Source organism: Lihuaxuella thermophila, assembly GCF_900110165.1.
In the GTDB taxonomy this organism is placed as follows: domain Bacteria; phylum Bacillota; class Bacilli; order Thermoactinomycetales; family Thermoactinomycetaceae; genus Lihuaxuella; species Lihuaxuella thermophila.
Window position 1 is genome coordinate 25,889 of the sequence record NZ_FOCQ01000004.1, and the last position, 24,575, is coordinate 50,463.

Here is a 24,575-nt window from a genome sequence, read left to right on the forward strand (position 1 = left end):
AAAGGCAAACGTGGAAACCATCTATGCAAAAATTGGATGGATGCCCGGTGATCGGGTCAGCTAGGAGCCGTGGGGGATGCTCTCCATCTCCATTTACAAAAAACCAAACCCTTTGCTTGACTAGGCAAAGGGTTTGGTTTTCTTTGCTGCGGGAACGACCTCTTCGGGATTCCATTCTCCGCCGCCCAACCATAAAGTCGGCTTGCCGGTAGGTCCTTTGATCAGCCGAAATGCGGCCAGCCCGCAGGTGAAACAGAGCTTGAGACTGGCAATATTATCACAAGCGACGCGCGTATACACTTTTTTTAACTTCTCTATGGAGTATCTTAATAGAGCTTCCCCCACTCCTTGCTTACGATAGGCGGGATGAACGGCGACAAATGATTCGTCTAATCCGAAATTTCCAAATACGATGACTCCCGTCACTTTCTTTCCGTCCAATGCAGCTGCCACCAATGTCCCTTCTTTGCATCCTTCCGGTTTCAGGCGTTGAAACCACCGGATGGCATGATGAGTTATCCGGCCATCTCCGTATTTGCGCATAAACCGGACGATCGCAGGACGAACGCGCTCCAATTCGGCAGGCGAAATGCTTCGGATGTTCATGAGCTGACTCCCCTCAGCACCGGCTTGTATCCGCTGAGATAAAGGCTGTATTCGATCAGCTTGCGCAGTGAACGGGCGCGAATCTCCGGCTCATCAAATTTCATCGGTTTGGCGTTCGCTTCAAAGAACCACATCTTCCCGTTCGGTTCCACCCCGAGGTCGATGGACATTTCACCCAGTTGGGAGGGTTGTTTTGATTCGATAAACTTGGCGATCCGCAGTCCGATCTCTTCGATTCGCCGGTAAACCGCTTCTTGATTCATGCCGAATACCGCTTTCAATACAGTATGAATATTTTCGATTCTCCCGCCCATGGGAACATGCGTGGAAATCGCGGTGTCTCCCGCAACCCGGACACCCGCTCCGGTTAAGCCCCAACGCCCGGTTCCGTCCTTCTGCAGCAGCATGCGAACGTCAAACGGCCTGCCGTGGTAAGTGGCGAGCGGAATGCCTTGTTGCAGGACATACGGCCGTTTTTGACACAATTTTTGAATGATCGACCACAGTGAGTCCGGTGACGAGGGGAAATATTTTTTCTTGCTGCGCATGGATTGATGGATGATCTCATATCTTTGTTGTTGAGCCGATATCCGCATGATTCCGATCCCCGCTTTGCCGTCAACCGGTTTGAGATAAAGAAAGGGATACCGGGCGAGCATCTGTTTCAACGCCTTCGGGGATTGGAACCGGACCGATTCAGGAACAAATGATTTCAACTCTTCCGACTCAAGCAGATGTTGATACAGCGTCCATTTGTTAAAAAAGCCGGGATTGAAAAAGTGCACCCTGAGATGGTGTTTCAACTTGTGAATGGCTGCCTGCACGGTTTTTGACTGTTCCGATTTCCGGCTGGGAATCCGGTTGTAGACAACATCAGGAATAGGGAGTCTGGCGGGCAACCAACGGATATTGCCGGAACGGTGGTCCAGCAGATAGCCGGGGATCGTGGATTCATTGGACTGAAGGCTTTTGGGTGTCAGAACAAAAACGGTGACACCCATGGTTCTGCCCATTCGTATAAGATCGGCAAAATTATTGTGATTTCCGCCAAACGGCTTCCCCTCATCCGTGGTTAAAATTCCGATGAAAGGTCCTATCTGATATTTCTTTTCTGCCACTTGCTTGACCCTGGCCGGCGTGTACAGCGGTGAATCGTTGTTGAATGGCGAATGCCGGACGGCGATCTGAGCCGGGGTCCGGCTTCCGAGAATCACAGGGAGCATATCGGGATACGTACGATTTTGATAGCGCTTCAGAGGAACGAAAACAAGGGGTTGTTGGTTGTGGCCGAGAGATAACCAGCCCGCTTCGGGTATTTTCACTTGAATGCCCCCTTTAAATAAAATTGGCTAATTTTAAGCTGTAATCGGTAATGAATTTGGCCGATTGCCAACCTGCTTCCCTCAGGCTGGGATGCAAAAAGATGTGGCGGCCCGGTTTGGAATTGATTTCGAACAGCCAAACGCGTCCGTTTCGGTCGACTCCCATATCCATTCCCAGTTCCCCGAGCGGAGCGTTTACCTGCTGTTCCAAAACTTGGGCGATGAGAATAGCCGTATTTTTGATGGATGCTTCAACCTCTTTTGCCGATTTCTTAAACACCCGATGTAACAGATCATCAGTGGAGAGGACAGATCCTCCCGTCCGGATATGGGTCGTAACGGAGCCCGGTCCTGCGGCCTTGGAGCCGATGGCAACGACCCGCCACTGGCCGGTTCTGTCTTTATGCATATGCACGCGAAAATCCACGGGGCGGTTCTGATATTTGATCAGCCGAATTCCTTGTTGTACGAGATACTTTTTAAATCGTCCCGATCTGCTGCTGCCAAAATAGTGCTGGATCAGTTTTTCCAATGAATGGAAGCGATGGAGCACATTTTTCTCTCCCTGGTGGAAGCGGCAGAAGTAACCTTCCTTGGGATGGCGGGTGATGCGAAAAATACCGAGTCCCAAACTTCCGCCGCTGGGTTTGAGATACACCATCTGGTGTTTTTCCAACATGTTATGCAGGGTTTGGATGGAAGGGGATAAATAGGTTTCCGGTATAAATTCGGCCGTGCTCGGATGATTGTTGAGCCATACGTGGATCGACCATTTATTGAAGAAACCCTGGTTAAAAATTTTACATTGCCCTGACTCCTTCAGTCTGATCAAGCAAGATTGAACATGGGGCAGGGATTCTGCTTTCCGGTTGGGAACGCGTTCATAAATCACATCCGGAAAGGGAGAGGTTCGCTGAACCCAGCGCATGTTTCCTTTGGAATCTTTGATGAAATACCACCCGGAAATCGTTCTATTTTGCCAATCCACCATTTGTGGGGTAAACACATAGATAAATGGCCTCTCACTCATTCCGGCCTGAATAAAGCTGCGAAACAGCAGGGAGCGGGCACCGAACGGTTGAGCTGGATTTCCCGTGTAACCCGTGGTCAAAATTCCGATGACGGGGCCCAATTTCAAACGCTTATTGAAAAAAGTGGCTCTGGTCAGTCCGGTATAGGGGAGATAGAGCTGACGGGTAACATTCGGAGATAAGATGATTTTATTTCCTGTGCTCTTCATCCTCGCTACGCGTGCAATCATTGACTTATTGCCGATTTCTACTTTGATGGACTGTCCGTTCGCGCAACCCCATTCATCCATGAGAGATTGACTGAGAACGATCGCTTTAGACGGAGTTTGAGTGTGTAGAAGTGTTTGACATATGATTGAACTCATACTTACCCTCCTAGGTGCCCATGAGCAGGGATCTTGCATACAAGATTGGAAGCCGGACCGCACGACGGCGGATTTCCAGTTCTCCTGTTTTCAAAAAAACGGATCGTCCTGGTTTTGAATTTACTTCCAGCAGCCATACATGACCTTGTCGATCAATTCCCAGATCCAATCCCAGTTCGACCAAGGGCCCGTGGTGTTTTTCTATATAAGGAGGCACAACCGAACTTACCGTTTCGATTTTTTTCAAAATGTCGGGAACCAGATTCCTCGGATAATTTTGATCCAAAAAAGGACGAAGAGAAGCGGCTTGGCCTCCTCCGTGCAGATTGGATGTAATCGAGTCTACCCTACCGATCCGCAGCGCCATTCCGGTGGTTTCCCATTCTTTGCGCTCATTTTTTTGCACCAGAATCCGAAGGTCAAACGGGCGTTGGTCGGGAGTGTGAAGCTTCAGGAAAGGCTGGATAATATAGCGGGTGTCTTGGATGAATGTTTGAACCCAGTGCTTCAACTGATCCTCATTTTTGATTACAACCTGAAACGCTTGATTGGATTTCGAACGTCCGCGCACTTCGAATCCGCGGGCCAGTCGGGTAATGGCCACCACCCCCCGTCCGTGGCTCCCCCCATTCGGTTTGATCAGCACAGAGGAATGTTCATGTAAAAAGCGAATCACATCTTGCGGCGATTGATAGCGGATGGTCACGGGCAAGAAGGGTTGAATCTCCGCGCTTTTTTTGAGAATTTCATAGGTTTGGTGCTTCCCCCCCAGCGCCCTTCCCAAGAGGCGGATCCGGGGATCTTGGATAATGCGCTGGACATAAGGTTTATAGGAAAGGTAAACGCGGCTGTCCAGATAATAACAACGATCATAAATGAGGGAGGGAAGAGGCTGAACACTGCGATGCCACCGGCCGTCGGCCCCTATAGACCAGCCGGGTACCGTGCGTGTTTTCCAGTTGATCTCTTTGGGACTGAAAACGGATACGGAGATTCCGAATGGTTTTCCTTCTTCGGTTAACTGCCTGAAATAAGATGCTTCCGGAAAGGGGGGGGTTTTGGTTTTTTGTGTGTAGCAGACAATGATTCCCAATGCTTTGTTCATCGTTTATTTCCTCCTTCGGGTGGGTCGTGATTTAACTGGTGGCGAAGGAGGAGAATGATTTTTCTTTTGCTGTAGACCTGTCAGAAAGAAAATATAATCGATCAGCCTGGTAACTGAAGGCCGTGTGGGAAGGGTCGGGTTGGTGACGGTGTCATCCGATTTGGAAGGTTTGGAATTGATCTCGATCAGCCAGACCTTTCCATTTTGGTCAATGGCGAGATCAATCCCGAGTTCGGCAAAATGTCCGTCAGCCAATCTCTCAAAGGTATTGCATATTTCCAGTGCGATGTTGCGAAGTCCGGTCACAGTGGGTTTATTGGGAATACGGCCCAGATCGGCCAGCACATCGGCAGCTTTGAGCAATGTGCCCCCCCGGGCCACATTGGACACGATGTGCTGGTTATTGGCAATCCGCCCGACAATGGATGTAATCTGCCATTGGCCAAGTCTGTTCTTTTGCGCAAGAACCCGGAAATCCACTTGCCGGCTTCCCAATTTGACCAGGGTTAAGCCTTGTTGGACCAGGTAAGGCTGGCGGCCGATACGCCTGGTCAGGATCTTCGTCATTTCTGTCAATGTATTGGTCGTGCGCGTGAGCGTTCCGTTGGGCGTGGCGGACTGGTAAATCCATTTTCCGTCTCCTTTCAGGACGCGGATGATCCCGGAACCCAGGCTGCCGTTGTTCGGTTTTAAGTATAATACCGGATGCCTCCTGAACATCTCTCTCAGCCGGTTGGCATGAAAGGGGTAGGTTTCCGGCAGCATTTGACAGATCTGAGGATCACGTATGAGAATCTGATGCACTTGATATTTATTGAGGAATTTTTCATTAAAAATCGGAATCCGGTAATGGTTTCTCAAGCGCTCGAGCTTTTGCTGCAATTTTTCTTGCTGTTCCACTCTTCTTGAGGTGATTCGGTTATATATCACATCTGGGAAAGGTAAATGGGTATGGAGCCATTTCCCCTTTTCCCGGATCCATCCATGGATCGTTTTACTATCCATCTGGATTTGTTCGGGAGCAAAAACTGCCACCCGGAGCCCCCGTGATTGCCCGGCGATTGCGCATTCATCCAAAAATTTGGTGATGACGCCAAAGACTTGCTCTTGATTTACTTGCGGATGGGCATTGATCAGGATCCCAAGCAAAGGACCAAATCGCAAGCGGAGAGAATGGGGGTCAAATTGGGCATTGATCAAAGATTGATTGGTCATCCGCAACTCTGACGCCAGCCTGGAGCTCATCCGGATGAGATTGCTGTTGGTCGAGTTCAATGCGATCGATCCGGTACCGGCAGCCGAACCAAAGGTTACCCAGAACGGTTGCGTGTGAATTTCCAGTTTTTTTGCTAAAACCCGACTCATAACCATGTTGATGTTTCTAGGAAATTGGCTTTCGGGTATAACTTGAATTTGTACTCTTGAAAGCCCCATGACAATCCCCTTCCGCCTTAAATAACTAATGTATGGTATGTAGGCATGTATATTAGGGTGAAAAAAAAAGGCTTGGCATCACTTCATCCGTTGGCAGAGGAACGGAGTTTATGATAATTAAAAAGATGGGGGATGGTTAGGGAGGTGAAACGATGGTAAATCCTTATGACCGAGCCCATGAACTGGCCCGCAGCATCCGTGCATCGGATGTTTACCAGGAGTTGAAGAAGGCAAAAGAAGAAGTGAACAGCAATCCCAAATTCGCGGAGATGCTGGAAACATTCCGGAAAAAGCAACAGGAAGTGCAGCTTCTTCATATGCAGGGAAAGCAACCGTCACCTGAACTGAACGATGAGCTGAACATGCTGGTGACAGCCATTCAAGGTGTCCCCGCTTTGACCAGCTATTTACAGGCGGAAGAAAGGTTTGCCATTCTGCTGAGCGATCTCCAGAAAATCATCATGGAGCCGGTGGAAGAATTGCTCGGCAAGCCTGAAAAGACATCTACATAAGAGGGAGGAAAATCTCTTGAAGATCACGTTTCACGGCCATTCCTGCTTTGAAATCGAGCACGAAAAGCACCGTTTGATCATCGATCCGTTCCTCACCGGCAACCCGGTCGCCAAAGCGAAGCCGGAGGATATCCGGGCAGACTATATTTTGCTCACCCACGGACATGGAGACCATGTGGGGGATACGGTAACCATCGCCAAAAATAACAATGCCACGGTGATTGCTCCGTTTGAGTTGGCAACCTGGCTCGGCTGGCAAGGGGTAAACACACACGGAATGCAGCACGGAGGCGGCTTCAATTTTGAGTTTGGCCGCGTGAAGATGACCCTGGCCTTCCACGGCAGTGCATATATCACTGAGAATAAAGAGATCATCTATCTGGGCAATCCGGCCGGCTTCCTTTTGACGCTTGGAGGCAAAACGATTTACCATGCCGGGGATACCAGTCTCTTCTCCGACATGAAGCTGATCGGCATGAACAAAAAGATCGATCTGGCCATGCTTCCGATCGGGGACAATTTCACCATGGGTCCGGAAGATGCTTTGATCGCCGCCGAGTGGGTCAACGCCGAACATGTCATTCCGATGCATTACAATACCTGGCCGCCGATTGAACAAGACGGCGAGGCTTTTGTCAAAGCGCTTGAGAAAAAAGGGATCAAAGGAACGGCATTAGCGGTGGGAGAGAGCATTTCGATATAAGATATGTATTTGTAAATTTTCTGTAACCCGATTGTAATGTACATCCTCTAAAATATAACCAGGATGAAAACCCCCTTTGGTAGAGACGGCCCCGGAAAACCGTCTCTTTTTTTTGTGTGTGAAAGCATGATAACCTTAGAGGTTTTACGGAAAAGGAACTAAAAAAGCTATTCAGCGATATAGACACGCGCTCATATAGCGGTTAACGAGACAAAGTTATTATGCTGTTAATGTTAGATACCGGAGAATAAAAGAAGTAGCTAACATTTAAATACAGCATCTTGACCAGAAACGAATAGTAATTTCCGCTCCGGCAGAAATCACAAAGAATCGTAGTAAAAAAGACGGTAACGCGTGGTACGTTACCGTCTTCTGTGTTATACGTAATTAAATGTAACTTCCGCCGGTTGTATCATCGTCGCCCATTTTAGCAATAATGAAGGTCATAAAGCTCATCCTCACTTTGCAGATTTAATTCCTCTGTTATTAAGCGTAATTTCCCTACTCGGTAGTATCATCGTCGCCCATTTTAGCAATTACGAAGGTCATAAAGTTCATCCTCACTTTGCAGATTTAGTTCCCGTTGAATGTTAAGAAGTTTTCTCATAGACATTTCAAAATCGCTTTTTAATGCCATCTTATCAAAACAGTACGCCAACTGCAATAAAGCGGAATATTGCCTCTGTTTGTACCCGCTTTTTTCAGTGAGTTGCACAGCTTCCTGATAATAAATCACCGCTTCTTTATATTTCTCTTGCTCCGCAAAGATGTTCCCGCATACAATCAACGCTTTGGACAATCGGAAATGTTGTGAAACGTCCCGGGCGATTTCCAACGCACTTCTTATGTTTTCTTCCGCTTCTGTCCAGTTGTTTTCATACGTTTCAGTAATTGCCAAGTAAGTTAAGGCATCAATTCGGCTTCGGGGAAAGTTACCCTGAGAATCGTATCTAAGTACGAGTTTAAATAGTCGTTTAGCCTTCTCAATCTGCTTTTGATATAAATAAATACTTCCTAAGACGGTAACCAAGTCTAAATAACGGTTTTGAATGCGGTTACGGCGGGCAATATCAATCCCTTCTTTACATACGTCAATGGCATCAGCGTAACGTTTCATTTTCCGCAATATGATTGATTTAAAACGGTAAAGGTTAAGTACAATTCCTATATTGTCTATTTGCGAAATTGACGACCAAGCTTCATCTAACACCTGTTTAGCGGGTTCGTATTGCGATAAGTTGATTAAATACAAAATTTTATTTCCAATCAAATGATATTTGATATCCTTTCCGCCTTTGTCTTCGTCAAATTCTGATAGTCCTTCATCAGTATAGTATAGCGCTTCTTCTAAGTTATTTTGTCTGTAATTAAGAATGCCCAACCCGTTGTAACACGTGGCGGCAATGTTATGCCTGTAACACAGATTGTACTGCTTATGCAATCGGATTGCGAGCTTGTAACTTTGTTCAGCTTTATTAAAATAATTCTTTTCTCTGTAAAACCGTCCTTCTAAATAAGTGTAATAGGGAGCCAACGGGTGATAACGATCCAGCTGAATTTCTTTTAACATTTTTTCCGCTTCTTCAAGTTTATTGTTGTCCAGCATGGATTCGACGGTTTCCAGATAAATGGTTACATCGTTGATTCTTTCTTTCTCTATGTTAACTAACTGTTTTAACCTTTTTTCAGTGAGCCCTAACTTGCCTAAATACTTGTAGATGGTTTGCTCGTCAACATGCCCGACACCACGTTCAATATTGCTTATTGTTCCATAGGACATGTTTTTGTCTGATAAATCATCCTGCCTTAATTTCTTTTCCTTTCTAATCTTTCGGACAACATACCGTGTAATGCTAGGGTCTAGTCCGAAAATCATCGGTTTTCACCTCGTTCAGCGATTTGATATTATTTCATTCTCGTTGTATTGATATTTCATTTATACACAATAGTCCGAACAGAGGGTACAAAAGATCTATTTTGTACTTTTAAGTTATGAATAACTCCATCGAAATAGATAAGCTTTGGCGTAGAAGATGTATAACAAATACAAGTAATAGATATTAAATTAAATTTGTATTGTGTAACTATATGGAATTATATTACAATTTATTTGTCAAATCCAGTCTTGACAAAAGTTTTACCAACTTTAACAGAAGGAGGAATTTTTATGCTAACCGTTTTGGTAGGTGGGAAAACGAACAATGTCAAGCCGTTTATTGTCGATTTAAAACAACGCCCGCAAAATGAAGTCATTGAAACAGAAACTTTTCAAAACGAGGACGGAACGGTTTGGGTTAAATGCAACGTCAATTACCATCCGTCGCGCAGACTTTCATATGTTCACCTGGTGGACGTTCATGGTGAGGTGCTCTCCATTCCCATGCTTGACTTGATTTATGTGGAGATTGAGAAAGGAACAAAGATTCTAACAGGACGCACTCAAGACATTTTCGCCTAAAAAGAAAAAAGAGCCATACAATATGGCTCCAGAAAAAATATTTTGACGCAACTTTATTATAGCAATTCAGAAAGTCAAATGAAAATGTGATTGGATGGGAGTGGAACGCTTAAAAACCAGTTCCGATTCAACAGGAGTGAATAATAATGGAACAAAGGGAAGTCTTAATCAAGTGTTTACGTCATTTACCGGGGAAAAGGCTACACGATAGAGGAAGTCAACGGGGATGAAATTGTACTTGAAAACAATTTTGACTATAAATGTGTGAGTTTAAGCGAAATAAAGCGGGCGAATTCCGGTTCCGCCCGCGATGAGGAATAAATAACGTCAGTAACGTCCTGTCTATTGCCGTGCGCTTTAGGCGGGACGTTTTAGGTGAATAAACCTAAAGTGAAGAGATTATTTTTTCTTTAAACCCCCTGTAAAAGTACCCTAAATGCATATGCAAGGCAGAACAGGATTTTTCTTCAGAGAGTTAAACCCGGAATAGGCGCAACGCTAACCTTCGAATACGTAATCATACCGAACCATAACACGAAACGATTTTGCTTAGATCTCTGGAGGTTATTCATAGGTGTTTTAAGTGAGCGGAGGAATTTGTTTTCAGGTGGAGCGACTCTGACGTTGCATATTGGAGCGGAAACGAAACACAAAATCAGGAGCGGGCTTTCATCCAGGGATGTGACTTTGCGTCCTGAGATCACATCTGAAAAAAACCAGCCCAATCGGTCGCATAGGCTGGCCATTCTCTGGATGGGATCACAGGTGTTTTAAAAAATGACAAATCCGACAAAGAAACCAAATGGAAAGAAGATGAACGGAACGAACAATTTAGACCGAACCTCACTAGCCGGAATAAATATAATGCCATTGCTGCGTATTTCTTTTATCGTTCCATAAAGTACTTTCCCGTTCTTTAAAAGAAGCTTTGTAGGTTTTCCTAAATGTTTTGCGCTTAATTGTTGTGGAGGAAGATATTTGGTTTTGCTCATGGTAGGCCTCCTTTCTAACATTCACTATCAATCTATGCATGGGAATATTGAGCTGGAAGAGTCAATTGTACTAAAAATAAATAAATGGACGTTGTTCACTTAGATCAAGCGATCGGTATTCATAGACGAAAGAATTTAATTCGTTCAGGGTGCTCATCGGTTCCATGAAGTGATAGTCGTTCCAAAATTTTTTATGTTTGTTGTACAGGAGCATAATGTGAGAGCAGCACCATATTGAAATGAGTGAAATGACTCAAATCAGCACCCAAAGAATGATACTTTTTCTATTTGAACTAAAATCATTGGCAAGTGCTTTTTTTGATGTTGATATCCCGATCGGACCCGGTCTGTCGCAGACAATCAACGGAAAATACAAAAAAAGTCCCGCCCAAAGCAATTGAGCCGTCGGGGGGACGTCTGACAGAAGAATTTTTTTGGCAAGTCATGATTTTCATAAAGCATCCGGGCCGTGTGCGCCAACATCGAGGGCTTCTTCCGTTTGTAATCTGACCATTCCAAACGCTTCGATACAGTCTTCGCATGCCGGCATATCAATGTTCCTGGAAAGACATGCTAACATAGGTTGTCATTCCATCGGGCTACAGCTATCTTTATATTGGGAATATATCGGACAATAAACCACTTGGTCCCTGCTGTTATGCCTTTTCCAACCGGATGGGCAAGCTTTTCAGCGACTGGCCCGTCGCAGAATCGGTCAAATGTCCGGTAACCTCGAACCCCTCGACAGGCTGAATATCGGCAAACCGTTTCACAAAGGCGGTCAAAGCAATGTTTGCTTCCATGCGGGCCAGCGGAGCACCCAGACAGAAATGCGGACCCGATCCAAAAGTCAGGTGCTGTTGGTTGTTGCGGCGATGGATATCAAAGTCTTCTGCATGGGCAAACTGGGATTCATCACGGTTCGCTGCACCCACCCATGCAATAACCATTTGCCCTTTCTTCATCTTGTGACCGAAGACGGTGGTATCCTGAGCGACCTTGCGGTCCATGGCAACCGGAAAACGGAAGCGCAACACTTCTTCAACCAGCTTGGGAACCGATGTCAAATCGGTCCGCAACTCCTGATAAATGCCCGGTTGGTCGAACAACATGGAGTAAAACATGTTGGAGATAAGCATCGTCGTGGTTTCATTTCCTGCACCCAACAATCCGATCCCGGATCTGACCACTTCTTCATCCGTTAATCGTTCACCCTCAAGCTCGGCTTTGGTTAAGTCGGAGAGGATGTCATCTTGAGGATGTTTCCGTTTCTCCAGCACGATGGGATACAAGTATTCATAAAACTCCTTCATGGCCCGCTCTTTTTGCTCGGCGATGTCATCATACGTTTCTTTCGCATACGGGTAAAAGAGAATATCTGACCAGTACTTAATCTGCTCCCGGTCTTTGGAAGGGACACCCAGCAACTCCGCAATGACCGTAACCGGCAGGGAAACGGCCAGCTTTTGCACAATATCGACGGTCGTCTCGCTGTCGATGTCACTGATCAATTCGTCTACAATGGCTTGGATTCGGGGTTTCCACTCCTCAAGACTTCGAGGGGTGAACGCGTGGGCAAGAATGGCCCGTCGTTTTCTGTGCTCCGGCGGATCGCAAAAATTGACATTGCTTCGGTTATCGACTCTGGGAACGGGAATAAGGCTCCGCTCTTTTTTGTTGGAGAATAACTGGTGATCAAAAAGCACACGCTTGACATGGTCATATAAAAACACATTCCAGGCATCCTGCTCGTCATCATAAAATACGGGGCTGTTTTCCCTCATCTCTTTATACCAGGCAAAAGGTTCCCATTGCGCCTGCTTCGATTTGAGCTTCGAAATTTCGTGCAAAAGGATGGTTTGATTCATGGAACTCATCCCAACCTCTCCTTAGTTATAATAACATATGTTAAAATAACATATGTTATATATGTTATTTTAACATATATAAGCAGGTGGCGAAAATGTTTTCACAAAAATTTCGACAACGGTGATGCCTATGTATGCGGAGATTTTAATATTGGGGCAACTCCTGTCAGGTCCCAAACACGGTTATGAAATAAAGAAAAACATTCAAGAGGCGCTCGGAGAGGAATTTGAAATCAATAATAACCTGTTGTACCCTGCTTTGCGCCGTTTCCTGGAGATGGGCGCCATCTCGAAGGAAGTCGTCAAGTCTGAAGGCAAACCCGCCCGGCACGTCTACCTGTTGACGGATACAGGGGAAGAGATATTTCATGACATGATTCGCGATTTCCCGAGCAAATTGGCCGCCAACCAATCTGAATTTCTGGTACGGGTGGCATTGTTTGACCGATTGGAACCCGACATGCGGCGGGAGATTCTGCAAAAGAGGCAGGAAGTGTTGCAAGAAAAACTGAAATTTTACCGCCGGATTGAGAACACCCATGCTCAAAATCCTTTTGTGGTCGAGGTTATTCGTTTTCAAAAGGCGCAGGTTGAACATGAATTGGCTTGGATTGAGGATTTGAAACAAAAAATGACTTGAGGCCAAGTGGTCAAAATCCAGCAGCTGACCATTGAAGAACAGGAATATTCGGTTGCCGGTGTTTCAGGAGTTTTTGTTGGCATGAAAATGGCCTGCGATCGAGGAGCAGATTTGTTTTTTTAGGTCTTGGAAATTGAACGAAACGGTTTGTAATGAGTTGATTTCCTTGTTGAAATTCGATCCGGCAGTTGGATTGGGGACAAGCTGGAAAAGTTTCCGGACGGAACTAGATTGAAGTTTGTGGTGAAATGAGGAAAAGAAAAAAGCTGAGTTTCCTTTTTTAAGGAAGTTCAGCTTATCTTGTTCGAATCAAAATAGACTTGTGCGTAGTTACTCTTTTGGCTTATCTTGCTCACTTTGATCTTTTTTTCGCAGGTATGTATCGTATATTCGTTTCCGTTCTTTCTCAAGTTCTTCGGGTAAATCCCAATTATCGATAGCGAGTTCGATCTCCTCAAATGCATCGGGAAATTTTTTTAATAAGGTTTCAAGCGTATGAATCGCCCGGTAATCTTCATTCATGTCATTATACCAATCAATCAACCGGATCCATGCCTCTTTGTGATCAGGATATTTATCTAAATGTTTTTCCATATAGGTGATGGCGTATCTTCTTGTATTTTCAGAAACCCCTTCATACCAATAAATCAGAGCCCTTAAATAATCACCGCGTATTCCCGGGTAGATTTTCTCTGCCATCGAAATTTGTTTCAGTTTACGACCGACAAAATCTCCATTGGTAATCGCGACACTGTGTTCAGTCAGTATTTGTATCGCTTCAATGGCTTTATTGACCGTCTTCTGCATTTCTTCTTTTTGTTGTTCAAATCTTTCATCCATCTCGGATTTCATTTTTTGGAACTGATCATCAACTTTTTTCTTGTAGAGATCGAGACCCTCTTCTATTCCTTCCTTGACCTGTTTTCTGACGGTGTTTACTTGAAAATAGTTGTAAAGGGTGAAAGCAATCCCTGAGAGCGTGGCAAGAAGTCCAAAAACGGCAAGAAGAAAGTTCATATAAGACATTTCATTTGCGATTGAATCTTCTCTGACTTCGTTTACCTCTGTTTCTACATTACTCCTTATTTTATCAGATATATTCTCATCTATTTCTTCATTCACTTTTTTATCAATGTATTGCAGGATTTCGTTATCTTTTGGAGGTTGATTATTCTTAGGTTCGGGAGTTCCACCGACGTTGTTCCCATTTAGATCTGAAATAAATTGAATGAGTGGCTCCCCGAGAAAAGTGATAACAGCAGTGACGACAACTGGAATGGCGATCAAAAAAATGATCTGCCTAAGAATTTCATTAGGACTTTTCTTATCTTTACCATTTTTCATCTGATTGCTTACTCCCCTCACTTTCTTTTTGAACGTTATCCTTTTATTTCTAAAACACGAAAGGACGCCAATCCGGTTCCTTCTAAACATATCAATCTCTTGAACGGAAGAAAATATGAAATCCAGTTCTTTTGCAAATATTTATTCAACTACTAAGTCGTCCTTTAGATTTGGACCCGGTTTTTTTATGAAGAATGGACGAAGTATAAAAAAAGAACCTGGCGAAATACACGACGCTCACCTGTCAGAGCTACCTGTGAGCCCGTACATTTCCTCGTATGGATACCTGAAACCGATGGAGGGGAGCGTCCGGAGAATTCTCCGCTTATATGGCTTGACCTCTCCCGCGATCAGAAGGTTGCATTCCTCTTTTTTTGCATGAACCCTGCAGCTTGTACGTAGGTATAGAAGTAGACACATCCAAAGGGGAGAAAGATATGCGGAGGAATAAACATAAGTTTCGGGTGTTGTGCGGGCTGGGCCTTTTAGTTGTAGCATTTCCGCAACTTCCGGTCGAGCTGAGCGGGGAGCTTGATTCCGTCTTCTCATTTTCCTGGCTCACCCTGGCCCTGCTTGCCATTGCTGCGAATTGGAGCCGGATGCAACAAACGGAGCTGCTTCGCCGTTACCGGGAAGAGGCTCGCCGGCGGGAACAGTGGCTGGAAGCGGAACGCCGCTGGCGACATACGCATGGCAGGACCAAACGCGGCCAGTCGAGGATCCATCAATCTGTTTAAATAAAAAATGAATATCTGTTCATAAAGAAAAAGAGGAAGCTTTATCGAAAAAAGCGTCCTCTTATTTTTTCTGTATCCCATTTTGAGGTATAATGTTATATAACAGGAGCTGCAAGAAAGAAGGTGAGAGGATTGACGACCAAACATGAGCAGATTCTCCAATATATCGAGCAATTGGAAGTGGGGCAAAAAATCTCGGTGCGAAGGATCGCCAAAGAGTTGGGGGTTAGTGACGGGACGGCTTACCGGGCGATCAAGGATGCGGAAGTGCAAGGGCTGGTCAATACCGTTGAACGGGTGGGGACTGTCCGCATCGAAAAAAAGCAGCGCTCCGATATTGAACGGCTCACCTTTGCAGAAGTGGTCAACATTGTAGACGGAAACGTATTAGGCGGAAGAGGAGGCCTTTATAAAACGCTCAACCGCTTTGTGATCGGCGCGATGAAATTGGAGGCGATGATGCGCTATGTGGAACCGAGCATCCTGCTCATTGTCGGCAACCGGGACAAGGTCCACCAGATTGCTTTGGAGCGGGGGGCGGCGGTGCTGATCACCGGAGGGTTTGACGCGACGGACAAGGTAAAACAGCTGGCGGATGAGCTGGACCTTCCCGTTATTTCCAGCAGTTATGACACTTTCACCGTCGCTTCGATGATCAACCGGGCCATCTATGACCGGCTGATCAAAAAGGAAATTCTGCTGGTGGAAGATGTCTTGGCTAAGGATCACAAACCCACCTATTTGCATGTGGACGATACGGTGGCCCGATTCCATGATCTGGTTCGCGAAACCGCGCACAGCCGTTATCCGGTGATTGATGAATCGGAACGGGTTGTCGGGATGGTAACGGCGAAAGATGTGATGGGATTCAGCCCGGACGAGCGCGTGGAGAAAGCGATGACGAAAAATCCCATCGTCGTGACGCCGAAAACCTCTCTGGCCGCGGCCGCTCATGAAATGGTTTGGGAAGGGATCGAACTGTTGCCGGTTGTCAGCGATCAGCGCCGTCTGCTCGGAGTGATCAGCCGGCAGGATGTGATCAAATCCCTGCAGTATATGCAAAAACAGCCTCAAGTGGGGGAAACCATCCAGGAACTCAGCTTTCGGGGGTTTGAGGAAACGAAGGACCGCCAGGGGCAAATGGTCTTTCGCGGACGAATTACCCCGCAAATGACGGATTCGCTCGGCATGCTGAGTACGGGGGTATTAACCTCCTTAATGACGGAGGCCGCCCTTCGCATGTTGCGACGCTTGCGCAGAGGAGATCTGACGGTACAAAACTTTGCTCTCTATGCCTTAAAACCGATCCAGTTGGAAAGCACAGTGGAGATTACTCCCCGCATGCTGGACATGGGACGCAAACAAGCCAAAATGGATATCGAGGTAACCCTGGACAATCAAGTGGTGGCCAAAGCTCTCGTCACCGCCCATACGATTGACAGGTGACCACCCATTCAAAAACAGGAAGCCGATGATGTTGCGCTTCCTGTTTTTGAATATCAGAAGATCGTTTTTTCTCTCCATAAAATGAAATAAAATAGAATGAACTTTCTTCTTGATTCATCGGCATCCGCTGTATTTGAGCAGGCGATGATGAGACGGGTAATCATGGCTCATGCCCCTATGAATACTTTACCGGTTGGCTGGGCAGATAAACATTGAATACACACAAAAAGGGCTGTGGAAAGGAACAAACCTGATGGGATCGGGAAAGAAACGGATCGAAAAAAGAAAATCGGAACATATCAAAATCGCATTGAGCCGGGATGTGGCGGGAAGGGAAATCACCACGGGATTGGAAAAATACCGGTTTCTGCATCAAGCACTTCCCGAGATCAATTTCTCAGACATCTCTCTCTCTGTTTCCTTCCTGGGAAAGCCCCTTTCTGCACCGTTTCTCATCAGTTCGATGACCGGTGGAACCGAAGAAGCGTTTAACATCAACAAGAACCTGGCTCTGGCTGCCCAGGAGCGGGGTTGGGCGATGGGGCTGGGATCGGTGCGGGCCGCCATTGAGAACCCGGCAACTGCGTATACCTTTCACATCCGTACATACGCCCCGGACATTCCCATTTTGGCCAACCTGGGAGCAGTCCAATTGAACTACGGTTACGGCGCGGACCACTGCCGCCGTGCCGTTGAGCTTACCGAAGCCGATGCGCTCGTCTTCCACCTGAACAGTATGCAGGAAGCTTTCCAGCCGGGGGGAGATACACGCTTCAAAGGGCTGCTGCGCCGTATGGAAGAGATTTGCCGGGTACTGGAGGTTCCGGTCGGGGTGAAGGAAGTCGGGTGGGGGATTGACGGTTCGCTTGCCCGCCGGCTTTTTGATATTGGAGTCGCTTTTGTCGACGTGGCAGGGGCAGGAGGGACTTCCTGGATCCAGGTGGAGAAACATCGCACCGAAGACAGTGTGATGAAAGCTGCAGCAGAAGCGTTTGCCGACTGGGGAATCCCGACATCGGAATGTATTGTGGAGGCCCGGAGGGAAATACCTGGCGGATTTCTCATTGCCAGCGGGGGATTGAAAAACGGGGTGGATGCGGCCAAAGCGATTGCCCTGGGCGCTGATCTGGCCGGGTTTGGCCGGTCTCTCCTTCCGGCCGCCGTCTCTTCCGCGGAAGAGATTGCCCGCCGATTGAAGCAAATCGAGTTGGAGATGAAAATCGCCATGTTCGGAATTGGAACGGTTAACGTTCGAGAGTTGAAGGGGACGGATCGAATCTGCAACATCGGGGAGCGGCCCTTTTGAGAAAGCCGGTGATGATACCACTTTTCCGCTGTGCAGGGAGTGTTCTGTGATAGCGCTTCCGGGGCGGTCGCGCTTTCATGCGGATGCGACATTTGTCGTCGCTTTACAGTTGCCCGAAATCCTAACGGTTTCAATTAATTTGCATCTGCTTTCGATTGTTCAGTTATCGGATCGATAAATGGAAAGATAGGCCCCTTGTTCCGCTGTTCTCTGGAAAAGTCTCTTGTATGATCTGAAAATAAAAGCCGATCTCCCAAAGGGCAGGGGATCGGCTTCATGATTTTCGATCGTTGATTAAGTTTGCTGTGTAACCTCATCCTGAGTTTCCACCAATTGCCTGAAATAACGCCGGTGTTTGACTCCGTAGTACAAGTTGATCAAGCCAACGGCAAAGATCAAGAAAATAAATGTATATCGCAGCCAGGAAGAACCCGGGATGGTCAGCTGAAGGATGGCGATGGAGAGAAACATCAAACCCATGTGAATATTCATGCGCGCCTGGTAAATCCGTCTGGTGACTCCTTCTGCGCGGCGCGACATGATGCTGTGGAAAAAAGTGCCGAAAATGGTGATGCATATGATGGATACCAGTACAATGCCAATGGCTTCCATAAAAATCCTCCTAAAAGGCTTGAGCGCCATCATCCGGAGATGAGGCGCAAAAAGATTAAGATTGGCTATGCTCCGTGATCAGCTTTTCGGGGATAAACCAACATCCAAGGGATGTACGATCAATATGGACCGCCATGTTTAAATCTGCGATTTCCTTCTCTACGAGCTGTGCCACTTCTTCTGAGTCCGTAAAGGCAGAGTAACCGTTTTTCAATTTTTCCACTTTTTCCCTGGCAAGGGCTTTTCGGTTAATGATCATGGTGGTTCCCCTCCTTTTACCATCTTACCTTAAAAAAATCGCCAATGCGACTACTTCGGAGAATCTGACACACCTTCGTCAGAAATTTCTTCAACCTGGACCCAGATTCGAAGGGTTGAATGAAAAAAGGAAAGGTATTTGACGGAGAGCTGAAATTTTTGTTCCTGGTCGATGGCGACAGGCTGTTTTAGCACCAGTGCCACCATATCGGGGTTTTTTATCACCCAATCCATCGGTTTTTCGATGAAGGGCTTCATCATTTCTTCTACTTTACTTTTGATGTCCGACTCCGGGCCGATGGGTTCTTCGCTGTCGATTTCTACTTCGATCTTCTTGATGGTTTCTTCGTAATTTTTCTGGTAAGCTCCTTTTCTCGCAAGTTCAGCCAATTCCTCTTTTAATTTCATGATTTCTTTATACTTCTGGTTATTGGCGTAATAAATCGCATCCCGTTCGCGGTACAATCCGTCCAATTTTTGGGCGTGCAAGATGAGAAAGAATGCGGCTCCCGTACAGACTCCCAGGAGAAACATCACAAACGCCCGTCCGTTGTTTTTGATTCCCCGGATCACTCCGCGCGCCATCTCAGATAACCCCTTGGATCATCCACCGGACCAGGACAGTACCCGTATGAGCCCCGATGAATGCACTCATGATAAAGATTAATTGTTGGAAAGCGAGATCGAGCTGTCCGCCCAAAATATTGACCTCAAATGCTTTAATGGTGTCAAACGTTCCGCCGATGGCGGCCACCATGGCCCAGATTTTCAGTTTGTCAGCCAGGTGCAGCATCCGGTGCATCGGATACTCATCTGTAATGAATGCGCCCAGTCCTCCCAGGATCACCCCGCCGAGCACAACCCCCAGGGCAATTAAAAAGTCTAAAATCGTGGTTGCCCAAAATTCATGTTGCATCGGTCAAACCCGCCTTTTTATCACCGTATGTTCTATATCTTTATGACCACCTGCCCGGAAATATGTGGACAGGTTGCATGCGGGGAAGACATGTTCGCTTTCGCGGGCTTTCGTTATAATAGAAGGGAGAAGACGGGAGGTGGATGGACTGTGGAGAATGATTCGTTTGTGCATCTCCATGTACATACGGAGTATAGCCTGCTGGACGGAGCCGCCCGCATCGGAGAGCTGGTGCGCAAGGCCAAAGCGCATGGCATGAAGGCGCTGGCGATCACGGACCATGGAGCCATGTACGGGGTGGTTCCCTTCTATAAAGCGTGTATCGATGAGGGGATCAAGCCGATCATCGGTTGTGAAGTTTACTTGACAAACGGCGATTATCGCGATAAGCCGCCGCTTCGGGAACAAAAGATCTACCATCTGCTCCTGTTGGCCGAGACGGAAGAAGGCTACCGGAACTTAATGCGCCTCAGCACAGAAGCCCACTTGCACGGCTTTCACTACAAGCCCCGCATCGACAAAAAACTGCTCCGTAAATACTCTGCGGGGCTGATCGCCACCAGCTCCTGTCTGGCCGGAGAAATCCCGCAAGCGATTTTGCATGACCAAATCAGCTTGGCCAGGCAGCTGGTCGATGAGTATGTGGACATCTTCGGCCGGGATCATTTCTTTTTCGAATTGCAGGATCACCAGATGCCGGAACAGCAAAAAGTGAACCGCCAGCTGATCTCCTGGTCCAAAGAGATGGGGATTCCGCTGCTCGCCACCAATGATGTCCATTACACCGAACGGGATGATCACGAAGTGCATGATTGTTTGCTGTGTATCGGAACGGGCCGAAAATTGGCGGATGAGGACCGGATGCGTTTTCCGTCCGACCAGTTTTACCTGAAATCGGCGGAAGAGATGAGACGGTTGTTTGCCTATGTGCCGGAAGCGCTCGCCAACACAGTGAAAGTGGCAGAGCGCTGCAATGTCCGGATTCCGCTCGGAAGGCGCCTGTTGCCGAAATTTCCCCTCCCGCCTGGAACGACCGCCGGAGATTATTTGCGCCAAAAGTGTTATGAAGGGGCGAAACAACGATACGGAACGATTTCCGAAGAGGTGCGGAAGCGGCTGGAGTATGAGTTGTCCATTATCGACCGCATGGGCTTTAACGATTATTTTCTCGTTGTATGGGATTTTGTGCGCTTTGCCCATGAACGGGGAATCGCGGTCGGGCCGGGCAGGGGATCGGCGGCCGGAAGCCTGGTTTCCTATGTGCTTCGGATCACCGATGTCGATCCGCTCCGTTACAATTTATTGTTTGAGCGCTTTTTAAATCCGGAGAGGGTCAGTATGCCCGATATTGATATCGATTTTAACTATGAACGGCGGGACGAAGTGATTCAATATGTGATGGAGAAGTACGGAAAAGACCGTGTCGCGCAAATCATCACGTTTGGAACGATGGCTCCGAGAGCGGCCGTGCGGGATGTGGGGCGCGTGATGGGACTTCCGTACAAAGAGGTGGATCAGGCGGCCAAGATGATTCCCGCCAGTCCGGGTATGACGCTGTCACGCGCTTTCCGGGCGGAGCCCCGTTTGAAGGAACTGGCCAAAAAACCGCAGTTGGCGGAATTGCTTCACACTGTAAAAAAAGTGGAAGGTATGCCGCGCCATGCCTCCACGCACGCGGCTGGTGTCGTGATATCCCAGGAACCACTGACCAAACATGTCCCGTTGCAGGAAGGAAGCGGCGGAGTTGCCCTTACCCAATATCCGATGGAAGTACTGGAGGAGATCGGCCTTCTGAAAGCCGATTTTCTGGGACTGCGCAATCTGACCGTCATTGAGCGCTCCATCCGGTTGATCCGTGAGCATGACGGAGTAAGCGTATCTTTTGCCAGTGACCGCTATGATGATCCGGCCACCTACCAGCTGTTGTCGGCGGGCGAGACGACGGGCGTGTTTCAAATGGAATCGGCCGGGATGCGCAAGGTGCTCAGGGAGCTGAACCCTTCCTCATTTGAAGATATTATCGCCGTGCTTGCCTTGTACCGGCCGGGACCGATGGAACAAATTCCGCGCTTTATCCGGGCCAAGCACGGTTTGGAAAAAGTCACCTTCCCGCATCCGGATCTGGAAGATATTCTTAAAAATACGTACGGAATCATTGTGTATCAGGAGCAGATTATGCAGATCGCCGCTAAAATGGCCGGTTTCAGCCTGGGACAGGCGGACCTTTTGCGTCGCGCCGTAGCCAAAAAGAAGCGGGAGCTGTTGGTCGAACAGCGGTCCGCCTTTGTGGAAGGTTGCCTGCGAAACGGTTATGATGAACAGACCGGTCACCAGGTTTATGATCTCATCGTCCGTTTTGCCGACTATGGATTTAACCGCAGCCACTCGGCCGCTTATGGGGTGTTGGCTTATCAGACGGCATATTTAAAAGCCAATTATCCGCTGGCGTTTATGGCTGCGCTCTTAACCACGGTGACGGGCAGTCAGACCAAGATGGCGGAATACATCGAGGAAGCGCGCCGGATGGGTATCAAGGTTCTTCCTCCGGATGTTCAGAAGAGCGGCGCTGCCTTTACCGTGGAGACGGGGGCGATTCGTTTCGGTTTATCCGCTGTAAAAAATGTGGGCACACTGGCCATCCAGTCGATCCTTCGCGCACGGGAAAAAGGGCCGTTTAAAGACCTGCCGGATCTGTGCAGGCGGATTGATCTCAGGGTCTGTAACCGGCGGGTGTTGGAATCGCTGATTCAATGCGGGGCTTTGGATGCTCTTCCCGGCCACCGCGCCCAGCTGCTGGCTGTCCTCGATGATTTGATGGAAAAGGCATCCCGGGAGCAGCGGAACCGTTCTGAAAACCAGATGAGTTTATTTGTGGATGAGGCCGGGGGAGAATCGGAAAACGATATCCTTCAGATCGATATTCCGCCCTATACGCAAAAAGAAAAGCTGGAGTATGAACGGGAACTGCTGGGCCTTTATTTATCCGGCCATCCTCTGGATGATTACCGCGAGCGGATCGAACAAGAGGTTACCCACCGGATCAGCCAGCTGCGGGATTGCACAGATCACGAGCCGGTGACCATCGCCGGTCTGGTCACCGATGTCAAGATGATTCAAACCAAAAAAGGAGAGCCGATGGCTTTTGTGATGGTGGAAGACCAGACTGCTCAGTTGGAAGTGGTCGTTTTTCCCCGCCTGTACGCGCAGGTGCGAACGTTTTTAGAGGCAGATCGCCCGTTCAGGATTCAAGGGTCCGTCCATCTTCATGAAGAGGGAGCCAAGCTGGTCGCCGATTCAATTCAGGACTTGTCCCTTCTCCCGAAGTCCTCTCCTCCGCCTGACACTATGACCGGAGCCGGTCATGTGAAACGCGAAGAGGCGTATCTGCGGATTTCAGCTCAGCACGAAAGGCCGGAAATTCTTCATGCCCTCAAACAAGTGTTGCTGTCTTACCGCGGCTCCACACCGGTTTATTTGTTTTACGAGCGCACAAAAAAGCTGCTGGCACTGCCTGTGGGGAAATACGGGATTACTCCTTCCGAAGAATGTATTCGCCAGATTGAGGCAATCTTAGGATATCAGGCTTTTCGCTTGAAAAGTTAAATGACACTTCTCGGGGGTATTTGCATATACTCAGAGAAATGGGCTTTCTTAGAAGGGGAGATACCGTGTTTTACCGACACTCTATGGAACTCTTAAAGCAAAGGGGAGTGTCCATCGATGACATTGCCCGGATCGTTTACGAGTTGCAGGCACCTTATAATAAAGACTTAAATCTGGACATCTGCCGGGAAAATGTGCAGGCGGTTTTAAGGAAAAGAGAAGTTCAACACGCGATTATCACTGGTGTATCTCTGGATATGCTGGCAGAGAAAAAGCTGCTTCCCGAGCCGTTTCAGACCATTATGGAAGTGGATGAACCTTTGTACGGTATTGATGAGATTCTGGCCTTGAGCATCATCAACGTGTACGGAACGATCGGGCTGACCAGCTTTGGCTATTTGGATAAAAAGAAAATTGGCATCATGAACGCGCTGAATAATCACGAAAAACAGATTCATGTTTTTTTGGATGACTTGGTCGGAGGAATTGCGGCGGCTGCTTCGGCGCGAATCGCGCATCAAAACCCGGATTTGGACCGCTATGCAGCAGACGGGGTACTGGATGATCCCAACAGCTTCATCGGTCATTCACCTTGCAACCCTTAATGGAAAGCTTGCGAAGCCGCGCAGGCTTTCATTTTTTTTGCCTGTCATTTGTCCCAACCCTTTCATTCTCCGATTCTTGATGTATACTCTCTAATAGCAGATGATTTGCGGTGAATTACGAATTTATTATTTATTTATTGAAATGGAGATGGTCAGATGAAACAGTTTTTAACCTTGTTGGCAAAGAATTGCGGCAGCCGGGAGATATATGATCCTCTTCATGAAGAGAAATATGTGGTCAGCGGGGAAGAGAATCACATCCTCATTACGAAAAAGGAACCGGATCAAGAAATCGTTGTTCTGCGCACATCCGAATCGGATCAAGCGAAAGAGAAGCTGGAACAGCTGTTTGAGCGGTTCAGAACCAACATTTTCGCTTACTTGGATAAGGTAAAAGAAGATGAAGGTACATACTGGCGCTTCTTCGATGTCTCCTTTGGGGTGGATATTAAGGTCTGTTTTTCTCAGGAAGAAAACGGTTGGCAGGTTTGGATGGGGGGAGACTTGAGTTTGCAAACGAAAGATCCTGTAGAAATTCAATTATATATCCGGGGATTGATTACGGAATTTGAGAGCTGGTGGATGAACGAATTCCGCAAGTTTCATCAGAAAATCAAAGAACATCTCTATGATCAATCATAAAAGTTTTCGAAAGCTCCTCTTTTTTCCTCATAAAAAGGGGCTTTTGTTTTCGGGAAGATGAAAAAGGCAG

The 24,575-nt window shown here is 47.4% G+C and carries 23 protein-coding genes; 10 read left to right on the forward strand and 13 right to left on the reverse strand.

The window, feature by feature from the left end; genetic code table 11:
- Nucleotides 1–120: 120 nt before the first annotated feature.
- Genes BMW55_RS05310 through BMW55_RS05330 form a run of 5 tightly spaced genes read right to left on the reverse strand, consistent with a single transcriptional unit; the run spans nucleotide 121 to nucleotide 5,800 of the window.
- A complete protein-coding gene (locus BMW55_RS05310; protein WP_089966091.1) occupies nucleotides 121–606 on the reverse strand; it encodes a GNAT family N-acetyltransferase in 486 nt (161 codons plus the stop codon).
- Nucleotides 603–1,928: a YheC/YheD family endospore coat-associated protein gene (locus BMW55_RS05315; RefSeq protein ID WP_089966093.1), complete on the reverse strand. Its 1,326-nt coding sequence runs from the start codon at nucleotides 1,926–1,928 to the stop codon at nucleotides 603–605. Before BMW55_RS05315 ends, BMW55_RS05310 begins: the two co-directional genes overlap by 4 nt.
- 13 nt (nucleotides 1,929–1,941) lie before the next feature.
- Complete coding sequence (locus BMW55_RS05320; protein ID WP_170839756.1) at nucleotides 1,942–3,324, reverse strand: YheC/YheD family endospore coat-associated protein; 1,383 nt, start codon at nucleotides 3,322–3,324, stop codon at nucleotides 1,942–1,944.
- Nucleotides 3,325–3,334: 10 nt separating this feature from the next.
- On the reverse strand, nucleotides 3,335–4,429 hold the full coding sequence (locus BMW55_RS05325; RefSeq protein ID WP_089966097.1) for a YheC/YheD family endospore coat-associated protein: 1,095 nt from the start codon (nucleotides 4,427–4,429) through the stop codon (nucleotides 3,335–3,337).
- Between the two features lie 3 nt (nucleotides 4,430–4,432).
- Nucleotides 4,433–5,800 carry a YheC/YheD family endospore coat-associated protein gene (locus BMW55_RS05330; protein WP_170839757.1) on the reverse strand — a complete coding sequence of 456 codons (1,368 nt, stop codon included), beginning with the start codon at nucleotides 5,798–5,800 and terminating at the stop codon, nucleotides 4,433–4,435.
- Nucleotides 5,801–6,015: 215 nt separating this feature from the next.
- On the opposite strand from BMW55_RS05330, the gene BMW55_RS05335 reads away from it, so the two are divergent.
- Nucleotides 6,016–6,375, forward strand: a complete 360-nt coding sequence (locus BMW55_RS05335) for a YlbF family regulator (RefSeq protein WP_089966101.1) — start codon at nucleotides 6,016–6,018, stop codon at nucleotides 6,373–6,375.
- A gap of 16 nt (nucleotides 6,376–6,391) precedes the next feature.
- Nucleotides 6,392–7,078: a metal-dependent hydrolase gene (locus BMW55_RS05340; protein ID WP_089966103.1), complete on the forward strand. Its 687-nt coding sequence runs from the start codon at nucleotides 6,392–6,394 to the stop codon at nucleotides 7,076–7,078.
- Nucleotides 7,079–7,607: 529 nt separating this feature from the next.
- Here BMW55_RS05340 and BMW55_RS05345 read toward each other — a convergent pair.
- A complete protein-coding gene (locus tag BMW55_RS05345) occupies nucleotides 7,608–8,954 on the reverse strand; it encodes a helix-turn-helix transcriptional regulator (protein ID WP_089966105.1) in 1,347 nt (448 codons plus the stop codon).
- Between the two features lie 291 nt (nucleotides 8,955–9,245).
- Here BMW55_RS05345 and BMW55_RS05350 point away from each other — a divergent pair, with 291 nt between their 5' ends.
- Nucleotides 9,246–9,536 carry a hypothetical protein gene (locus tag BMW55_RS05350; RefSeq protein ID WP_089966107.1) on the forward strand — a complete coding sequence of 97 codons (291 nt, stop codon included), beginning with the start codon at nucleotides 9,246–9,248 and terminating at the stop codon, nucleotides 9,534–9,536.
- Nucleotides 9,537–10,306: 770 nt separating this feature from the next.
- On the opposite strand, the gene BMW55_RS05355 is transcribed toward BMW55_RS05350, so the two are convergent.
- Together BMW55_RS05355 and BMW55_RS05360 are read right to left on the reverse strand one after the other, a co-directional pair.
- The gene (locus tag BMW55_RS05355) at nucleotides 10,307–10,528 is read right to left on the reverse strand and encodes a hypothetical protein (RefSeq protein ID WP_089966109.1); all 222 of its coding nucleotides are present in this window, start codon (nucleotides 10,526–10,528) and stop codon (nucleotides 10,307–10,309) included.
- A 656-nt stretch (nucleotides 10,529–11,184) separates the two neighbouring features.
- A complete protein-coding gene (locus BMW55_RS05360) occupies nucleotides 11,185–12,405 on the reverse strand; it encodes a cytochrome P450 (RefSeq protein WP_089966111.1) in 1,221 nt (406 codons plus the stop codon).
- 121 nt (nucleotides 12,406–12,526) lie between these two features.
- On the opposite strand from BMW55_RS05360, the gene BMW55_RS05365 reads away from it, so the two are divergent.
- Nucleotides 12,527–13,036, forward strand: coding sequence for a PadR family transcriptional regulator (locus BMW55_RS05365; RefSeq protein WP_089966113.1), 510 nt, complete (start codon nucleotides 12,527–12,529; stop codon nucleotides 13,034–13,036).
- Between the two features lie 330 nt (nucleotides 13,037–13,366).
- Here BMW55_RS05365 and BMW55_RS05370 read toward each other — a convergent pair whose 3' ends face one another.
- Complete coding sequence (locus BMW55_RS05370; protein ID WP_139179450.1) at nucleotides 13,367–14,380, reverse strand: tetratricopeptide repeat protein; 1,014 nt, start codon at nucleotides 14,378–14,380, stop codon at nucleotides 13,367–13,369.
- Between the two features lie 437 nt (nucleotides 14,381–14,817).
- On the opposite strand from BMW55_RS05370, the gene BMW55_RS05375 reads away from it, so the two are divergent.
- The 3 genes from BMW55_RS05375 to fni all read left to right on the forward strand — a co-directional run bounded on the left by BMW55_RS05375 (nucleotide 14,818) and on the right by fni (nucleotide 17,869).
- On the forward strand, nucleotides 14,818–15,117 hold the full coding sequence (locus BMW55_RS05375; RefSeq protein WP_089966117.1) for a hypothetical protein: 300 nt from the start codon (nucleotides 14,818–14,820) through the stop codon (nucleotides 15,115–15,117).
- Between the two features lie 132 nt (nucleotides 15,118–15,249).
- Nucleotides 15,250–16,563: a DRTGG domain-containing protein gene (locus BMW55_RS05380; protein WP_089966120.1), complete on the forward strand. Its 1,314-nt coding sequence runs from the start codon at nucleotides 15,250–15,252 to the stop codon at nucleotides 16,561–16,563.
- Nucleotides 16,564–16,816: 253 nt separating this feature from the next.
- A complete protein-coding gene (fni, locus tag BMW55_RS05385; RefSeq protein ID WP_089966122.1) occupies nucleotides 16,817–17,869 on the forward strand; it encodes a type 2 isopentenyl-diphosphate Delta-isomerase in 1,053 nt (350 codons plus the stop codon).
- 294 nt (nucleotides 17,870–18,163) lie between these two features.
- Here fni and BMW55_RS05390 read toward each other — a convergent pair whose 3' ends face one another.
- Genes BMW55_RS05390 through BMW55_RS05405 form a run of 4 tightly spaced genes read right to left on the reverse strand, consistent with a single transcriptional unit; the run spans nucleotide 18,164 to nucleotide 19,655 of the window.
- Nucleotides 18,164–18,481 (reverse strand): YtpI family protein, encoded by a 318-nt coding sequence (locus tag BMW55_RS05390; protein WP_170839758.1) that lies wholly within the window; start codon nucleotides 18,479–18,481, stop codon nucleotides 18,164–18,166.
- Nucleotides 18,482–18,536: 55 nt separating this feature from the next.
- Nucleotides 18,537–18,740: a YtzJ family protein gene (locus BMW55_RS05395; protein ID WP_089966126.1), complete on the reverse strand. Its 204-nt coding sequence runs from the start codon at nucleotides 18,738–18,740 to the stop codon at nucleotides 18,537–18,539.
- 50 nt (nucleotides 18,741–18,790) lie between these two features.
- Nucleotides 18,791–19,324, reverse strand: coding sequence for a sporulation membrane protein YtrI (locus BMW55_RS05400; protein ID WP_089966128.1), 534 nt, complete (start codon nucleotides 19,322–19,324; stop codon nucleotides 18,791–18,793).
- Between the two features lies 1 nt (nucleotide 19,325).
- A complete protein-coding gene (locus BMW55_RS05405) occupies nucleotides 19,326–19,655 on the reverse strand; it encodes a YtrH family sporulation protein (protein WP_089966130.1) in 330 nt (109 codons plus the stop codon).
- A 150-nt stretch (nucleotides 19,656–19,805) separates the two neighbouring features.
- Here BMW55_RS05405 and BMW55_RS05410 point away from each other — a divergent pair, with 150 nt between their 5' ends.
- The 3 genes from BMW55_RS05410 (at nucleotide 19,806) to BMW55_RS05420 (ending at nucleotide 24,505) form a co-directional block, all read left to right on the forward strand.
- Nucleotides 19,806–23,258, forward strand: coding sequence for a DNA polymerase III subunit alpha (locus BMW55_RS05410; protein ID WP_244527453.1), 3,453 nt, complete (start codon nucleotides 19,806–19,808; stop codon nucleotides 23,256–23,258).
- Nucleotides 23,259–23,323: 65 nt separating this feature from the next.
- Nucleotides 23,324–23,863 (forward strand): phosphatidylglycerophosphatase A family protein, encoded by a 540-nt coding sequence (locus BMW55_RS05415; RefSeq protein WP_244527454.1) that lies wholly within the window; start codon nucleotides 23,324–23,326, stop codon nucleotides 23,861–23,863.
- A 156-nt stretch (nucleotides 23,864–24,019) separates the two neighbouring features.
- Complete coding sequence (locus tag BMW55_RS05420) at nucleotides 24,020–24,505, forward strand: hypothetical protein (protein ID WP_089966136.1); 486 nt, start codon at nucleotides 24,020–24,022, stop codon at nucleotides 24,503–24,505.
- The last annotated feature ends 70 nt before the right edge of the window (nucleotides 24,506–24,575 follow it).

Excerpts from the sequence above, each read along its gene's own strand:
- BMW55_RS05310 (WP_089966091.1), bottom strand. The coding sequence starts at position 606 with ATGAACATCCGAAGCATTTCGCCTGCCGAATTGGAGCGCGTTCGTCCT.
- BMW55_RS05320 (WP_170839756.1), bottom strand. The coding sequence starts at position 3,324 with ATGAGTTCAATCATATGTCAAACACTTCTACACACTCAAACTCCGTCT.
- BMW55_RS05325 (WP_089966097.1), bottom strand. The coding sequence starts at position 4,429 with ATGAACAAAGCATTGGGAATCATTGTCTGCTACACACAAAAAACCAAA.
- BMW55_RS05330 (WP_170839757.1), bottom strand. The coding sequence starts at position 5,800 with ATGGTTATGAGTCGGGTTTTAGCAAAAAAACTGGAAATTCACACGCAA.
- BMW55_RS05335 (WP_089966101.1), top strand. The coding sequence starts at position 6,016 with ATGGTAAATCCTTATGACCGAGCCCATGAACTGGCCCGCAGCATCCGT.
- BMW55_RS05345 (WP_089966105.1), bottom strand. The coding sequence starts at position 8,954 with ATGATTTTCGGACTAGACCCTAGCATTACACGGTATGTTGTCCGAAAG.
- BMW55_RS05350 (WP_089966107.1), top strand. The coding sequence starts at position 9,246 with ATGCTAACCGTTTTGGTAGGTGGGAAAACGAACAATGTCAAGCCGTTT.
- BMW55_RS05355 (WP_089966109.1), bottom strand. The coding sequence starts at position 10,528 with ATGAGCAAAACCAAATATCTTCCTCCACAACAATTAAGCGCAAAACAT.
- BMW55_RS05360 (WP_089966111.1), bottom strand. The coding sequence starts at position 12,405 with ATGAGTTCCATGAATCAAACCATCCTTTTGCACGAAATTTCGAAGCTC.
- BMW55_RS05365 (WP_089966113.1), top strand. The coding sequence starts at position 12,527 with ATGTATGCGGAGATTTTAATATTGGGGCAACTCCTGTCAGGTCCCAAA.
- BMW55_RS05370 (WP_139179450.1), bottom strand. The coding sequence starts at position 14,380 with ATGAAAAATGGTAAAGATAAGAAAAGTCCTAATGAAATTCTTAGGCAG.
- BMW55_RS05375 (WP_089966117.1), top strand. The coding sequence starts at position 14,818 with ATGCGGAGGAATAAACATAAGTTTCGGGTGTTGTGCGGGCTGGGCCTT.
- fni (WP_089966122.1), top strand. The coding sequence starts at position 16,817 with ATGGGATCGGGAAAGAAACGGATCGAAAAAAGAAAATCGGAACATATC.
- BMW55_RS05390 (WP_170839758.1), bottom strand. The coding sequence starts at position 18,481 with ATGGAAGCCATTGGCATTGTACTGGTATCCATCATATGCATCACCATT.
- BMW55_RS05395 (WP_089966126.1), bottom strand. The coding sequence starts at position 18,740 with ATGATCATTAACCGAAAAGCCCTTGCCAGGGAAAAAGTGGAAAAATTG.
- BMW55_RS05400 (WP_089966128.1), bottom strand. The coding sequence starts at position 19,324 with ATGGCGCGCGGAGTGATCCGGGGAATCAAAAACAACGGACGGGCGTTT.
- BMW55_RS05405 (WP_089966130.1), bottom strand. The coding sequence starts at position 19,655 with ATGCAACATGAATTTTGGGCAACCACGATTTTAGACTTTTTAATTGCC.
- BMW55_RS05420 (WP_089966136.1), top strand. The coding sequence starts at position 24,020 with ATGAAACAGTTTTTAACCTTGTTGGCAAAGAATTGCGGCAGCCGGGAG.